Source organism: Thermocladium sp. ECH_B (assembly GCA_001516585.1).
Taxonomy (GTDB): Archaea; Thermoproteota; Thermoprotei; order Thermoproteales; family Thermocladiaceae; genus Thermocladium.
The window spans coordinates 1-14,802 of record LOBW01000046.1; the positions used below are offsets into that span (position 1 = coordinate 1).

Below are 14,802 nucleotides of genomic sequence, written 5' to 3' on the forward strand. Positions count from 1 at the left end.
TGAACCCTATAGCCCTCATATATCCTAATGGATCCATTTATCTTGACCGGTATGTTTATGCTTATGGTNCGCATTGGACGTGATAGGTAAGTGAAGAATTCTTCTCCGAATCCACCTAAATCAATAGCTCTCTTTAGATTACTTAGAACACTATTTAGGAACAAGCTATTGTATCTAGTTATAGAGCTATTTAGCTCCATGAACATGTGGCTACCAACGCTTTTTTAAACCTTTTCCTTCGTTAATTAACGAATAAAAACAAGACCAGAAATCCTATTAATATCAAAATAATCAACTAACTAATAATAGATAAAGAAACCCATAATAATCAACCAAATATCGATAGAATTATCTTCTACTATATGAATTACTAATGTTGACTAATCGTTCAATTGCGTTGCCCCTAACGAAATTTATATGAGTATACTGGGCAAGCGAGTTATGCGTAATCAATCCATCAAACCCATTGATGCCCCTACCTTTCAACACCCTATGAGCGAACTCAACCTCCCCCAGCACCTCTGCGCCTGAGTAATGAAACTCATGTCCCCTCAATGAATCGCCACGCATGGATATGGGCGAATCCCTCAGCGACTCAAGCAATGAATAGCTAAGAGTCAATCTATTAGTCATTTCTATGCCAACATCAAATAAATTAACCATGGGGAACTCCCTCTCGTTCCGCCTTATATAGCGTGATAAATACATCAATCCACCGCACTCCGCATATATGGGTAATCCATCCATGGAGTCACGCCTCAATTTACTTATCAATTCTTGATTAGATGCCAATTCATTAAGGAATAACTCCGGATAACCGCCCCCCAAAATAACTAGAATCGCATCATCACCGTATGTATCCCCCGCAACAGGGCTAAAGAACTTCACAGAGAAACTCCTAGATAATGCATCGATGTTGTCCCTATAATAGAAGTTGAAAGCAGAATCGAAAGCCACGTACGCCACTCCACTGTTACTAAATGAATGCTCCTCAATCAAGTACTTATCCACATCAATATCCGGCGCCTCATTCGCAATCCTCAATAATTCATCCAAGTCTATGTTATCCTCGATTAACCTCGTGATCGAATTAATGAATCCAGAATCGACTTCATGAGCCATCCTAAGGCCCAAATGCCTCTCCGGCACATGCACGCTTGAATCATATGGAATGCAGCCAAGCACCTTAACTCCAATGCGGCTAGCCCCCCACTTGCATAAGTCACAATGCGAACCGGCGGCCCTATTGAATATGACAGCGCTAATCACGTCGCTAAAGCCTTTGACCAACATGCCGCCCGTTTCGCCCATGGCGTGGCAATCAATAACTAGAACAATGGGGGCTGAGAGCAGTTTAGCGATACTAATGGTGCTTGCACCCCTTGATTCACCATCGAAAATACCCATTACTCCCTCTATTATTGAGACATCAGCGTTGACGGCGTGTCTGGCGAATGAGGATAAAACCCCCTCATCCCCCATTAGCCACGTATCTAAATTGATTGATGAATTACCTGTGGCCAGCGCATGAAATGATGTATCGATGAAGTCTGGGCCTATCTTGAATGGCTGTACGCGAAGCTTCTTGGATAATNCAGCCATTATTCCCGTGCTCACCATGGTCTTTCCAACGCCGCTGCTGATGCCTCCTATAACGAGCCTGGGGAGATGCATGACAACGCTAGGCACTAAGGCTTAAAACGCTGCCGCGAGTATTTAATTAAAGAAAGCGTCGCAGCGTTGCCGGCACATTGTGAACCAGTGCTGCGGCTCCTATTATTCCTATATCATCACCGAATCTAGTTAACTTTATTTCCNGGATCCTATTAGCCGTATACTTGCTTATCTTATCGATTATTTTAGGTAACAAAACATCGCTATTATTGATTATAACGCTTCCACCAAGCACTATTAGTTCTGGATCGTAAGCATTAATTANGCCTGCCATGCCCCTAGCGTGGATATCGGCAATGTAATCTATGAACTCGACGGCCAATGCATCCCCCTCCTGGGCATACCTGAATATGTCTTGAGAAGCAATGCCGCCCCTATTANCCGCTTCATAGAGCCTAGTTCGCGGACCATTATATCTCTTCTCCATGAACAATGCTATGCTTCTCGGCATGTTTCCTCCGCTCGCTATAGCCTCCCAGTGACCANTGCCGCCGCAACCGCATCGTACTCCTAAATCAGCATCAACCACTAGGTGGCCCACCTCATGGGCATTTCCATCCTTGCCAATCAATAAATTCCCATCCACAATGACTCCAGCGCCTATTCCAGTGGATAAAGTAATATATACTAAATTATCTATGCCCTTACCGTCCCCAAACACGTGCTCGCCCCAAGCAGCAGCCGCAGCATCATTGCATAGAATCACCTTCTTATTAATTGCCCTCGCTATGGGATCCACAACCTTGAACCTCTTGGTGCTCCACTTGAGGTTAGGCGCGATTAGCACATTGCCGCTCCTCAAGTCGAGGGGCCCAATGGAACCTACCCCAATTGCCGATGCCTCATCCACGTACTTCCTCGGTATTTTCTCATTAATCATGCTTATTATTAATTCAGCCATGGTATTCTCTCCACCCTCGGAGGGGACGGGGGCCTTCTCCTTCACTATTACCCTGCCAGCATCATCTATCACGCCAACCCTAATGAATGAGGCCCCTATATCAATCCCAATGGCTAAGCCCATAGTTGTACTCATCTCCCCATCATTTTTAAGCTAAGCCCCATAGGCTGACCTCCTCCCCACCATAATAAGGGGCGAGGTTTGTCATTCCTTTTATCAATACATGGCAATGCCTTACCCCTCAATTGATCCGAGTCTCTTTAATTAGGCTCTTCTAAGTCTAAGTGAATTAAGCGTGACGGAGATGCTGCTCATGGCCATCGCTATTGATGCTAATTCAGGCCTTATTAGGACTCCCATTAAGCCAGCGGCCAACGGTATGAGAAACGCGTTATACGCGAATGCGTAGACAATGTTAAATCGAACATTACGCACAGTCTTCAGCGATATATCATAGAGTCGAGTGACTTGCGTTAAGTCATTCCTAAGNAGCACTACATCGCCGGCTTCCTTGGCTATATCGGTGCCAGCGCCCATTGCTATCCCTACATCGGCCATCGCCATCGCTGGCGCATCATTAGTGCCATCCCCAACCATTGCTATTAATCCTCCTCTGTCAAGGCCATGCCGCAACTCGCTAATTACATCGCCCTTCTCGGTGGGCAAGACGCCGCTATATACATCGCTAATTCCCAGCTCCTTCGCTATCCATGCAGCTGACTTCTCGGAGTCGCCGGTTATGATCACTGGACGAATGCCGCGACGCCTTAACCAATCAATTACTTTAGTCGCCTCCGGCCTTATGGTGTCCCTCAACCTCCATGAATCCCAATAATTCGCCGTTAAGAATGACATAGATAACCGTTCCAATACATGCATCGGCTTCCCTCTGAATGCTTGAATCAATTTTGATCCCCATTCCATCAATTACCTTCTTATTGCCCACGGCGACTACGTTACTTCCAATATGCGCAATTATCCCGCCATCCACGGCATCTATTGAGGACGGCAATTCAAAATTAATGCCGCGACGCCGTGCTTCATCAACTATCGCCAACGCGATTGGATGATTCGAGCCGGCCTCAGCGGAGGCGGCCCATCTTAATGTTTCGTTACCATGTATCTTACTGATGCTGAATTTTCCCGTTGTTAATGTACCGGTCTTATCCAGTGCCATGATTTTAACCCTAGGCATTTTCTCCATTGCCTCCGCATTCCTGACGAGTATGCCTAATGATGCAGCGCGATTAATGGCTATCATCACGCTCAGCGGCGTAGCTAATCCTAATGCGCATGGGCAGGCTATGACTAGGACCGATGCCATGTAGATCACCGAGGTGGAGAGCGGTGCTCCAATCACTATCTTCCATGTCAATAGAGCGGCGATGGCTATTGATATTATAACCCATGAGAAAACGCCCGATACCTTATCTATAAGTGATTGAATTGGTAATCGCGACGCTTGAGCGCGTCGAACCGATTGAATTACTTGAGACATTAAGGAGTATTTGCCGGTCCTGGTGACCCTCACCACCAAGTAACCGCTCAGCAATATTGAGCCCCCTATGACTACGTCCCCTGGACCCTTATTTATCGGCATTGATTCCCCGCTCATAAGGGATTCATTCACTAAGCCATTGCCTTGATCAACTATGCCATCCACAGGTATGGTTTCCCCGCTTCTCACAATGACCTTAGTTCCAGGAAGCAATTCATCAACCCTTGCCTCACTCCCATCAATTAGTCGGGCGCGCATCGATGATTGATTTAGTTGAGTTAAGGAGGAGTGGGCTAGTCGCCTCATCTTAGCCTCAATGTACTTACCTATCAATACGAAGGTTATAACCGATGAAGCATCAAAGAACGTGTCGCCATTAATTGATTGAAGCAGTAGGGCTAGGCTTAGTACATAGGCGCTCATGGATCCAAGAGTGACCAGGACATCCATGTTGGCGGATTTATTACGCAAAGCCAATGCCGCTCCTCTTATGAACCTCCAACCCGAAAAGAATTGAATAGGAGTGGCCAAGAACAATCCAATCACGTTAAAGATCGCTGCATCGATGATGCCTAGGTAATTAAGTAGCATTGCTGCAAATAAGGAAATGGTTAGGGGAATAGCTATGTATAGCCTGGTCCTAATGTCGTTCACGTCACGAGTCATCGCCTTCTCATCAATATCCCCAACATCATCCCCGGATAGCACATCCACTATTTTGAAACCCATTCTAGTCAATTCATTGACTAACTCATGGACATTCGTCTCTAAAGGATTATATGCAACAATAACATGATTACTGCCCAGGTTAATCATCACATTAAATACGCCTTTGCTCTTCAGGAGAGCAGTGGTTATTAGTGATGATTCATCAGCCTCAAGTCTAGGCAATACGATCACGGCTTCCTCTCTATATATATCGTATCCAGCGGATTGAACCGCCTTCAATAATTCGCCATAACTCACCTCGGAGCCAGCTAATATATGCGCCTCATTGGTAGCAGCATTAACATCAACCCATATAACTCCCTTCACCGACGAGATGGCTCTTTGAACGGTTAAGCTGCATGATGTGCAATGCATGCCGATTATTCTAAACGTGATTTCCCGACCGCTCACCTTAATCTTGACGTCCAGATTCGGCATTTCCATGCATCATCACATGGACTCCCTGTACCCGCTTAGGTACTTCTCCGGCGATGCATCGAATTTTCGCTTGCATTCCCGGGAACAGAAGTAATATACTTGCCCCTTAAATAGGGATTTATATTGCGTTGAGGAATCCACATCCATTCCGCAAACTGGGTCTTTAATTTGCATGTGTTGTATCAATAAGCCACTGAGATAAGGCTTTTTATTAGCAAAATGCGCATAATTAAAGCATAGAGCTGTGCATAACGGTTTTTAAGGAGAGAAGCGATTTCATGACATGGATAAATTAACCGAGACGGAGTACAGGATATTAAATGAATTAATACAGGACTCCAGTGAACCCATTACGAGATTATCGAGGAAACTGGGATTATCGAGAAACACCGTATCTAAGACCGTTAGAAACCTAGCCTCACGCGGAGTTATAACTAGGTTCACAATAGAGGTGGGACGCGAATACATCAATGATGATGTAATGGCTATTCTCATAACTGAAACTAAACCGACTAGGCTCGATTTATTCTCGGAAATCTATGAATCAGTGGATGGAAGATTCATAGGCATAATTAAGGCAAACAATCTAGCTGAAATCAGGAAAGCAATAAGGGAGAGCAAGGTCAGCATCGTGCAGCTCTTCATAGTGGATAAGCAATTATGGAGCAACAGGGTAATTAATATAAGGAATCCCAGACTCCATTGCGATTATTGCGGCGGACTAATAAGGGGAAGCCCAATAATTGAGAGGTACCATAATCGAACTTATTATTTTTGCTGCATGAATTGTCTAAACGATTTCAGGAGAAGCCATAGAAATTAGGAGATATTAATCTCAATCCTTTCATCGCTCAAAGCCGCGAGCAGCCCTTACTCCCCTTTCCATGCCAATCCGCCTAATTATTGGTCTAGTCCCAGTTAATTGAGCTGCCTTCATTACTATGCCTATATCATCATCGGTGGCAAGCGTAACGGCTCTTCCACCCTTATCTAGACGAGCGGTTCTGCCTATTCTATGAATATATGTTTCCGGATCCTGCGGCACATCGAAATTTATGATTGTATTTATGTCGAGGATATCTATTCCACGGGACACTAGATCAGTGGCAACCAATACCTTGCCCCTCTCCTTGAATTCCCGCATTACCTTCTCCCTCACGTATTGATCGACGCCGCCATGGGTGTAAAATACTCCATTGACTCGCCTACGTAATTGTCGGTGAAGCACGTCAGCCCTTTTCCTCGTATTTGTGAATATTATGGTTTTTCCGCTTATTTCCTTAATTGCTAGCTCCATTTTCTCCCTCCAATCGCCTGAAGCTATGTAAACCACTTGCTCTATGTTGGGGACATCATATTCATCGCCAACCCCTATGAATCTAGCGGTGGGAGCGAAGCTGGATATCAATGACTTAACCTCCGGGGGTACGGTGGCTGAGGCCATTATTGTTTGCTTCCTATTGCTGGAGAGCGATAATAGTGTTCTTATATCATCTATGAAGCCCATGTCAAGCATCCTGTCCACTTCATCTATGACGAGGAACCTGACTCTCCCCAAATCCGCGCTTCCTCGCCTAACCATGTCAAGCATCCTGCCGGGCGTTGCGAAGATGAAGACGGCATCGCGTAATCCCCTCTCCTGTCCTTGATACCCGACACCGCCATATACCAATACCTTACTGTAGTTCAGGTACTTGTTGAATAAATCGAATTGATCCGCTATTTGCCTAATTAATTCGCGAGTTGGCGCTAATATAAGGACTTCGCCCCTCTCGCCCTTCACGGAATTCATGATGGGAAGCAAGTAAGCAGCTGTTTTTCCGCTTCCCGTCCTAGCCCTAAGCACGGCATCGCTGCCCCTCACGAGATAAGGCAGTGAAGCCCTTTGGATTTCCGTTGGTTCTTTGAACCCTGCATCAAGCAAGGCATTGCTTAATTCTGAACGTAGTGATTGAAACATCTTTCCATCCTACTTACCTATACCATAGATAAACAGTTTATAAATGTTGCCCCACGAACCATGCACAAGAATATTCTTAAAAGTAATTGAAAAACAATTCAACTAGAGAAAGCCTATTGAGTGCTTCCCTGCTCTGCCCTTATTTTATCGATGAGGGCCTTAACCTCATCTGAACTAAGTTTCCTGTACTTCTTGGTTGCCACATCTATCGTGCCCATCTCTATCCTATCGACCTCAAGCGACTCAACGACGAGGCTAAGTGCCTTAACGGCAAGCTTAGTGCATTCCCCAATATCCATCTCATACTTATAATTCTTCTCCAAGTAATCCAGTATAGTCGATGAACTATTCCCAAGCGCTGTGGCGTAATACCCGAAATATATGCCGCCTGGATCGGTTTGGAACAGCATGGGACCGTGACTATCAACACCGCCCACTATCAACGCAGCACCGAATGGCCTCACACCTCCATGCTGGGTATAGACTTGCTTCAAGTCGCTTATCTTCTTCGTGACATACTCTACTTCCGCTGGTTCATCGAAGAGCAACCTATAAGTCTGTGCCTGCTCCCTAGCGTAATCAATTAGTATGCGGGCATCCGCATGGAGACCCGATGGAGCAATGCCTATGTGCTCATCAACCATATATACCTTATCAATGCTGTTGAGATCTATGAGGGGACTCATTTTCCGCTTCTCGGCTGCAAGAACCACTCCCCCGCTGCACTTTATGCCGAGGGTGGCCCACCCCCTCTTAACCGCCTCTCCAGCATACCGTACCTGGTAGAGTTCTCCTTCCGGACTGAATATGGTTATAGCCCTATCGTATCCAGCCATTTGTGGCGAAAACATTTTCTATCAATGAATCCAAGCTATGTGGGTTTTTTAATGTTTCCCAGCACACCTATTGAAACAGCGACCCGGCAAAGCGACCTAGAGCTTCTCATCAATTGGCGTCTCGCTTATCTTTTTCTGGTTCTTGAACATCTCCATGATTTCCTTAACCGTAGTGGATTGCTCCGGCGACTTATCAGTCCTATATCTACCAGTGAATCTGGGAAACCTAATGGCTAGACCAGTGCCCGCCTTGGGATCTAGGCAGCAAGTATGTATTGGCGATTGAGTTATTTCGGCCCCAATTACCTCTATTACTAGGCCCGGCACGAACCAAACGTCAGGCTCCATTCTAGACACGACGCGGGGATGCCTATGGGGTATCTTATACTGATTCAGGAGATCCGGCAACTTCTTGAGATCCTCATCGGTGAATCCGCTGCCGACCTTAGCCACAGTATAGAATTGATCGGTGTCTGGATCATAAGCCGCCAAAAGCAGTGCACCGTATAGTCCAGCCCTACGGCCGCGTCCCCAGAACGCGCCAACCACGGTTAAATCCAGCGTATCGCTTAATTCGCTCTTATAATCGCGCTTATACTTTATCCAGAGCCAACCCCTTGCCCCCAATTCATATATGGAACCCGGTTTCACTGATTTACACATTATTCCCTCGCAATCATCGCTTATCGCCTCCATGAAGAACTTATCGACCTCGGCCTCATTATCTAGCAATCGCCAAGTCGCGTGATGCACATGTTGATTAGGCCTCATTACGCTCCATAATGCCCTCTTCCTATCTATTAATGGAAGATCGGTTAAATCAACTCCATTCAAGTATATTGCATCAAATAGAAATACCTCCACCGGGTACTCCTCGATTGCCTCCTTAATGTCGTGCTTCCTCTTCCTATGCATTAATTCCTGGAACGGCTTTATTTCGCCGGTATCAGGATCAACGGTAACTATTTCGCCCTCAACTATGAAATCGCTGGAATCAATGGCTTCCTTCATGTACTCAACCACGTCGGGGTATGCATTAGTTATATCCTCAAGTCTCCGACTAAATATCTTAACCACGTCGCCGCTTCTATGGATCTGCGCGCGCTCGCCATCATACTTATACTCGCATATGGCTATGCCCCCCAATTTATCGAGAATTTCATGCGATGATGAAAGCCGCTCCGCAAGCATAGGTTGAATCGGGATGCCCGGCGTTACCTTCAATTCCAATAAAGCATCTCGGCCCTTCTCCGAGAGAAGGCGAGCAATACGCCCTAGATCGGGATGAATGTGGTAAGCCTTTTCCAATGCATCCCTGGGCACGTTAAATACATCGGATAATGAATCCAGCACAGTCATATCGGCCACCCCAAGCCTGAGCTTACCCACTATGAAGCGAGCAATATACTTAGCCTCATCAGGCGAGGCATCGGCGAAAAGAGAGGAGAGCAGCCTAACCTTAGTGTCCTGAGCGCCCTCCCCAGATGCTTTGGCCACAGTCATTAAGGCCTCATAGACTTCGCCAACGGTTAACCTCTTGCCGCCACGAGCCCCAAAGTAATCCAGTATAGTTGAGGAACCCCTCATCTGCATGACTTGCCTCGCAGCCTCCCCGAGATCCCCCACCTTCTTATAAACCTCCTCCACCTTCTTAACGGGAAAACCAGAGGCAGTCGATATGGCTCGCATCGCTAACTTCTCGCCAACCCCCAACTCCACGCCCTCCCAATCGGGCCGTAACTGGCCCAGCATTATATAGACCACCTTATCAATTACGTTGGACGGCGCCTCCCTGAATATCGAGGAGAGCAACTTAGCCATAACCGTGCGTTGAGTGGTGGCTTCTATGGCCTCAAACACCTTAACTACCTCGGAGAACGGTAAGTCACTGCTCATGATTCTAAATAATTAGGGAGACAAATAAAAATATGCCGGGATTTGCTCTAGAATTATGTGGAGCCCCGGCCGGGATTTGAATTCCCGGGCGACCAAGGCCGCCACCCGGGACCTCTCGCTCCCTTGACTGGAACTTACAAGGTTCGCCCCCCAAATGGCACCGGGGTCGAGCGCTCCAACCAGGCTGAGCTACCGGGGCTCGTTGGAACCCTTGGAGTAGCCCATTTTTACGGTTTACGGTGAGGGAAATCTATATAGGGAACCCGCTAATCACATTGATGTGGATTTTAAGTCCCCTCCCAGCAGTAACTGTCCAATTAATGAAATGGATACGCTACACTTAATGCTATTGATACTATGGAGACGCGTCGTTATCTGCAATGAATTTGGGCTGGACTGCATGGATCTACCCCTCCTAGCGACGACTCCATTCATTGCGAGGAATTGCGATAGGGATGATGTTTACAAGTTATTTAGGAGGCTTAGGCGATTAGCGGAGAAATTAAATGAAGATATCGGGATATTCGCATATAATGGCATAACCGCCTCACTGAGATTCGGCTTCGAGAAGGGAAACATCTATGTACATGATGGAGTCCTCCTGACTAGGAATGACTGCAGAAAGGTTAGTTGCAAGCAAGTCAATAACGTTAAATTGGCATTCATGTATTTAAACATAAAGCTGAACAAGAGAAACATGATAGTGCTTAATGTGCCCGATGCATTAGTTTGGTTAGCTAAATTAGTGGGCATGGAGACCGTGGAGAAAGTGCTGCAAGTGATCCACGATTATGTGGAGATGGGCGAAATCAATCGAGATATCCATATATTAGTAGATATAATTAATATGTGGGGAATACATATGGATATTGAATCATTCAATACAGCAATACTCCCAGCAAAGAGAAGCCTCCTAGTTCTACGATCCTTAATGTCTTCCCAGCCCTGAGGGACATAGTTAAGCCATGCCCAAGGCATTATGGCCGCCAATTACTAAGGGAATTAGGGAACATTACTGCCGTGAAGCAGTTCCGTGAAGCAGTTCCTCGCTGAACCATGGAACCAAGGCATTTCTTATCGCCGTCACTATGGGGCCAAGCCTTCCATGAATCAGCTCACTGATGAGGAAGCCCAGCCTGGCNTAATACTTTATGTATGCCCATTGAAGCATCCTCTGAGCTTCCTCCCTAGTGAATCTATATCCCCTCATTACCGCATTTAGCGTCGTGTAGTGATCCCAATTACGGTCCTCTATTAATCCTTCTTGCTCAGCCTCCATGTAAAGCGGCGTGCCTGGATAGGGAGTTGCTATTGTGAATTGAGCGTATGTTGGCCTAAGCTTAATTGCGAATTTAACGGTGTTCTTCATGTCATTAATTGATTCCCAGGGAAAGCCGAGCACAAAGGAACCAACATGGCTTACCTTGGTTTCCTTAGCCCATTGAAACACCTTCTCAGCCCTTTCTAAGGTTATCTTTTTGCCTATTCTATTTATGGATTCCTGGCTACCTGACTCAACGCCGAAGTATAATGCGGAGCAGCCGTGCTTCTTGAGCTGCATCATCATTTCCTTATCAATGGTATCAACCCGAGAACCACAGGAAAACGATATATCGAGCCGTCGAGAGGATAATTCCTTAAGGAAGGCATCAATGAATCTCTTGCCCAATGTGAACTCATCATCGGTGAAGGCAATTATATTGGTTTTATATTTATTAATTGCGTCCTCCAACTCATCTACAACGTTTTTAGCCGATCTGTACCTAATCATACGGCCCCAGAAGTATGATGTGGAGCAGAAGGAGCAACCATATGGACAGCCACGGCTAGCCATTGCATGAATAATGCGTATTGGCTTCCCGAATAATGTGTACCTATCCATGGGAAGGAGGNGCCTGGCCGGGGGCGGCAAATCATCCAGATTCCTAACTATGGGCCTCTCCTTGGTTACCACTGCTCCCCTCTCGCTTGTATAAGCGATTCCAGCCACATTCCTTAACTTGTCTTTATCTAACCCATTTCTCTCAATAATATTCACCAGCTCCAGAGTAGTGAATTCGCCCTCTCCCCTCACCACGACATCCACTCCATTGCTTAAGGTCTCTTGATACATAAATGTGGCGTGAGGACCGCCCATAATCACGGGTAAGTCCTTATCGTACTCCTTGACAGCCTTGACTGCATCATATGCCTTATATATGGTGGGCGTCATCGAAGTTATGCCCACGACATCTGGATGCCAAGTCCTCATTTCATTAATGAAAGCAGTTAAATCTATCCCAATTGTCGGCGAGTCAATTATCCTGACGCTGTGCCCGCCCTGCTCCAGAACCGCCGCTATCCATGCTAATCCAAGCGGCGGCGCCCTTAATCCAAGTACTTTATATAGCTCCATTTTCTCTATGCCGGGTGGAACGGCGAGGAGGACCTTCATGTAAATCACTTGAATGCCATCGGTGCCTTAACCTTCACTTTAGATATGTCCTCAGAAAGCTTGCGCCAATCCGCTGAGTTATATATGCAGCCTGGATCCGGTGCAAGCACGTCGCCAAAGTAATTATAGGCCCTGGCCCTGCATCCCCCGCATATCAATTTATAGGGGCATTGGCCGCAGAATCCCTTTAGTAGATCGCGGTTTCTGAAGTTCTCCATGAATGGGTCCATCCATATATCCCAGAATGATTTGATGCGGAGATTACCTATTGGGCGCGGAAGAAAAACACAGGGAGTTAATGTTCCTTCGGGCTCAATTGCTGCATAAACCCTACCTGCCCCGCATCCTCCAATGAATTCCGTTAATTCCTTAGTGATGGGGTCGCTCGCTACTACGAAGTGAGTTGGAGAAGAATCGCTGCCCTCGCTTAATTGATTCACTACCCTACCATACTGAGGAGCCGTGCTTATTATCTCCATCTTCCTTCGCTTCATTTCGCCATATATGTGCCTGAGAANCTCCTCGCGCTCCTCTGGAGATAGATCTATCTCCAAATTCTCACGGCCACGACCCACGGGAACGAAGTTGAAGAATATCACCTTAGAGACCCCAATTTCCTGCGCTAGATCTATTATTTTGTCGACCTCGCCTATATTAACCTTGGTGATCGTGAAGGCCAGCGCAGTGCTGAAGCCAAGCTTGACGGCGTTACGTAATCCGGCAACTGCCTTATCCCACGCCCCCTTCACTCCCCTGAACTTATCGTGAATAGCTGGATCGGCCGCATCTATGCTTATCTCCACATATCGAAGGCCCGCTCTACGGGCCCGTTCGGCAAATTCGATATTTGAGAAAGTCAATCCATTAGTGGCCACGGCCGAATAAAGGCCTCGCCGCGATATCTCCGCTAGGACGGGCCAGAAATCCCTATGAACAGTCGGTTCACCGCCGGATAATGCTATGGCTGGTACGCCGGCCTCATCTAGCTCCTTCACTATCTTGAGTTTCTCTTCAAGCGTTAATTCATTGGGTAATGGTTTCCCCGCGTTCTGATAGCAATGAATGCATCTAAGGTTACAGGAATTAGTGAAGTTCCATACTATGAAGAATGGAGCCGGCAATCTCTGGGGCGTGGTGACGCCGAATAATGCTATGCCCCTCAGCGTAGTGATGAGCCCTTTCCTCACCGCTGGATCGCTTAACATCCGTTTCAATGCATCCTCATCCGAGCGTAGATACGCAGTGGCTAGTTTCAGGCCCATCTCTAGGAGAGGCGAAATTAAGTGGGCAATCGTTGGGCATTGTTCCTCCCCGGCATACTTAGCTAATGCCCACTCCATTAATGGCTTCCTCTCGCCCCGCATCTCCACTTCCTTCATTAATGCCCTAAGCGCCCATCTAGTTACCCCCTTATTCAATAACCGTATTGCAGCCACAATGGTTCCCGTGGCATCCGAACTGGCTGCTTTTCTCTCAATGATATCATCGATTTCAGGCATATTGTTTAGCGAGATGAACGGGCATATACGGATGTTCAATCAATAAACCACATTGATTTGCATCGCCGATTTTCATCTAAACCGAGTCATCTAGCTGAATGTCAATCTAGACCCAAGGAAAAATCGAGAATGGAGAAGAGATCCGATTATTATGAAGTCAGGGATGCAGATGGATTACGCGTGGCGGCTATCACTGTGTNAACTACCCCGCCCCTAATGGGGCTTCCCGCTTCCNNGCCCCGCCTTGCCCATCATCACGGGTAGTGGGCGGAGCTCCACGGGCGGCTCCCGCCCCGCATGACTTGCCCAACGAAGGGCGTTGCACGCCTCTCACGCAACTTCAACTGGGCCTTTAACGCCCTCAACGTTCATTGATCGGCGTACGCTCTAAACCTAAACCCCACGGTGGGCATTATGAAAGGCAAGAAAGAAATATCTAAACGTTTCTATAAGGGGTCCATCCCCTCCCTAGCGGAAGGGGTCTTCCGCCCCCTTAACTCGTTAAGATAATTGCGTTTCCATGACGTGCATCGATTAATGCCTCATTCATTAAATGTATCTTGAATTTATGTATGCTATTAAATTTCCTGCCGCAGATGGGACATTTTCTAGTTCTTGGTATTTGCTTACATTCAACCCTAACATGCCTCACATACTCCCCTATCGAATTCATGCTTTTACCGCATAGCTTGCAAGTAATGGTCATATCAATGATGCGGTTCCTTTATTTAAAAATATTTTGCACAATAGGCCTAAGCTGCGATGAAGGCAGTAAACCATGAATCAAAGAACCACCCAAAGGAAACCCCTCAAGGCGGGAGGAGATCAGTGTAAAGAGATGCATTTTTTTGGGGATGGGATGGATAATAATGTTTATATCCATGTAGCCATAGTAATAGTAGTATGCGAATAGGGATTAGCGAGGATCTATCGAAGTTGGGGATCCAATTGGGAATCG

Annotated in this window: 12 protein-coding genes and 1 pseudogene; 2 read left to right on the forward strand and 11 right to left on the reverse strand. The window is 46.6% G+C overall.

The features are described 5' to 3' along the window. The 5 genes and pseudogenes from AT710_06450 to AT710_06470 form a co-directional block, all read right to left on the reverse strand. A pseudogene (locus tag AT710_06450) lies at positions 1–200 on the reverse strand. A gap of 148 nt (positions 201–348) precedes the next feature. Then, positions 349–1,674, reverse strand: coding sequence for a hypothetical protein (locus tag AT710_06455; protein ID KUO91481.1), 1,326 nt, complete (start codon positions 1,672–1,674; stop codon positions 349–351). A gap of 46 nt (positions 1,675–1,720) precedes the next feature. Then, positions 1,721–2,698, reverse strand: coding sequence for an ROK family transcriptional regulator (locus AT710_06460; GenBank protein KUO91482.1), 978 nt, complete (start codon positions 2,696–2,698; stop codon positions 1,721–1,723). Between the two features lie 141 nt (positions 2,699–2,839). Then, positions 2,840–3,391, reverse strand: a complete 552-nt coding sequence (locus tag AT710_06465; GenBank protein KUO91483.1) for a hypothetical protein — start codon at positions 3,389–3,391, stop codon at positions 2,840–2,842. Then, the gene (locus AT710_06470; GenBank protein KUO91484.1) at positions 3,360–5,108 is read right to left on the reverse strand and encodes a hypothetical protein; all 1,749 of its coding nucleotides are present in this window, start codon (positions 5,106–5,108) and stop codon (positions 3,360–3,362) included. The genes AT710_06465 and AT710_06470 overlap by 32 nt, the downstream gene beginning before the upstream one ends. A 394-nt stretch (positions 5,109–5,502) precedes the next feature. On the opposite strand from AT710_06470, the gene AT710_06475 reads away from it, so the two are divergent. Further along, positions 5,503–6,042: a hypothetical protein gene (locus AT710_06475; GenBank protein KUO91485.1), complete on the forward strand. Its 540-nt coding sequence runs from the start codon at positions 5,503–5,505 to the stop codon at positions 6,040–6,042. A gap of 21 nt (positions 6,043–6,063) precedes the next feature. Here the strand turns inward: AT710_06475 and AT710_06480 are convergent, their stop codons facing one another. From AT710_06480 to AT710_06490, 3 genes are all read right to left on the reverse strand, one after another. After that, positions 6,064–7,179, reverse strand: a complete 1,116-nt coding sequence (locus AT710_06480) for a DEAD/DEAH box helicase (GenBank protein ID KUO91486.1) — start codon at positions 7,177–7,179, stop codon at positions 6,064–6,066. Between the two features lie 113 nt (positions 7,180–7,292). Continuing rightward, on the reverse strand, positions 7,293–8,030 hold the full coding sequence (locus AT710_06485; protein ID KUO91487.1) for a proteasome subunit alpha: 738 nt from the start codon (positions 8,028–8,030) through the stop codon (positions 7,293–7,295). An 81-nt stretch (positions 8,031–8,111) separates the two neighbouring features. Further along, positions 8,112–9,911: an ATP-dependent DNA ligase gene (locus tag AT710_06490; GenBank protein KUO91488.1), complete on the reverse strand. Its 1,800-nt coding sequence runs from the start codon at positions 9,909–9,911 to the stop codon at positions 8,112–8,114. 280 nt (positions 9,912–10,191) lie between these two features. On the opposite strand from AT710_06490, the gene AT710_06495 reads away from it, so the two are divergent. Then, positions 10,192–10,860, forward strand: a complete 669-nt coding sequence (locus AT710_06495; protein ID KUO91489.1) for a hypothetical protein — start codon at positions 10,192–10,194, stop codon at positions 10,858–10,860. A 63-nt stretch (positions 10,861–10,923) separates the two neighbouring features. Here AT710_06495 and AT710_06500 read toward each other — a convergent pair whose 3' ends face one another. From AT710_06500 to AT710_06510, 3 genes are all read right to left on the reverse strand, one after another. Further along, entirely contained in the window at positions 10,924–12,351 is a 1,428-nt protein-coding gene (locus AT710_06500; protein KUO91491.1) for a radical SAM protein, read from the reverse strand. Then, positions 12,351–13,844: a heme biosynthesis protein gene (locus AT710_06505; GenBank protein ID KUO91490.1), complete on the reverse strand. Its 1,494-nt coding sequence runs from the start codon at positions 13,842–13,844 to the stop codon at positions 12,351–12,353. The genes AT710_06500 and AT710_06505 overlap by 1 nt, the downstream gene beginning before the upstream one ends. A gap of 493 nt (positions 13,845–14,337) precedes the next feature. Then, the gene (locus AT710_06510; protein ID KUO91492.1) at positions 14,338–14,517 is read right to left on the reverse strand and encodes a hypothetical protein; all 180 of its coding nucleotides are present in this window, start codon (positions 14,515–14,517) and stop codon (positions 14,338–14,340) included. Positions 14,518–14,802: the final 285 nt, after the last annotated feature.

Coding starts and splice junctions, on each gene's coding strand:
- AT710_06475 (KUO91485.1), top strand. CDS start 5,503: ATGGATAAATTAACCGAGACGGAGTACAGGATATTAAATGAATTAATA.
- AT710_06480 (KUO91486.1), bottom strand. CDS start 7,179: ATGTTTCAATCACTACGTTCAGAATTAAGCAATGCCTTGCTTGATGCA.
- AT710_06485 (KUO91487.1), bottom strand. CDS start 8,030: ATGTTTTCGCCACAAATGGCTGGATACGATAGGGCTATAACCATATTC.
- AT710_06490 (KUO91488.1), bottom strand. CDS start 9,911: ATGAGCAGTGACTTACCGTTCTCCGAGGTAGTTAAGGTGTTTGAGGCC.
- AT710_06510 (KUO91492.1), bottom strand. CDS start 14,517: ATGAATTCGATAGGGGAGTATGTGAGGCATGTTAGGGTTGAATGTAAG.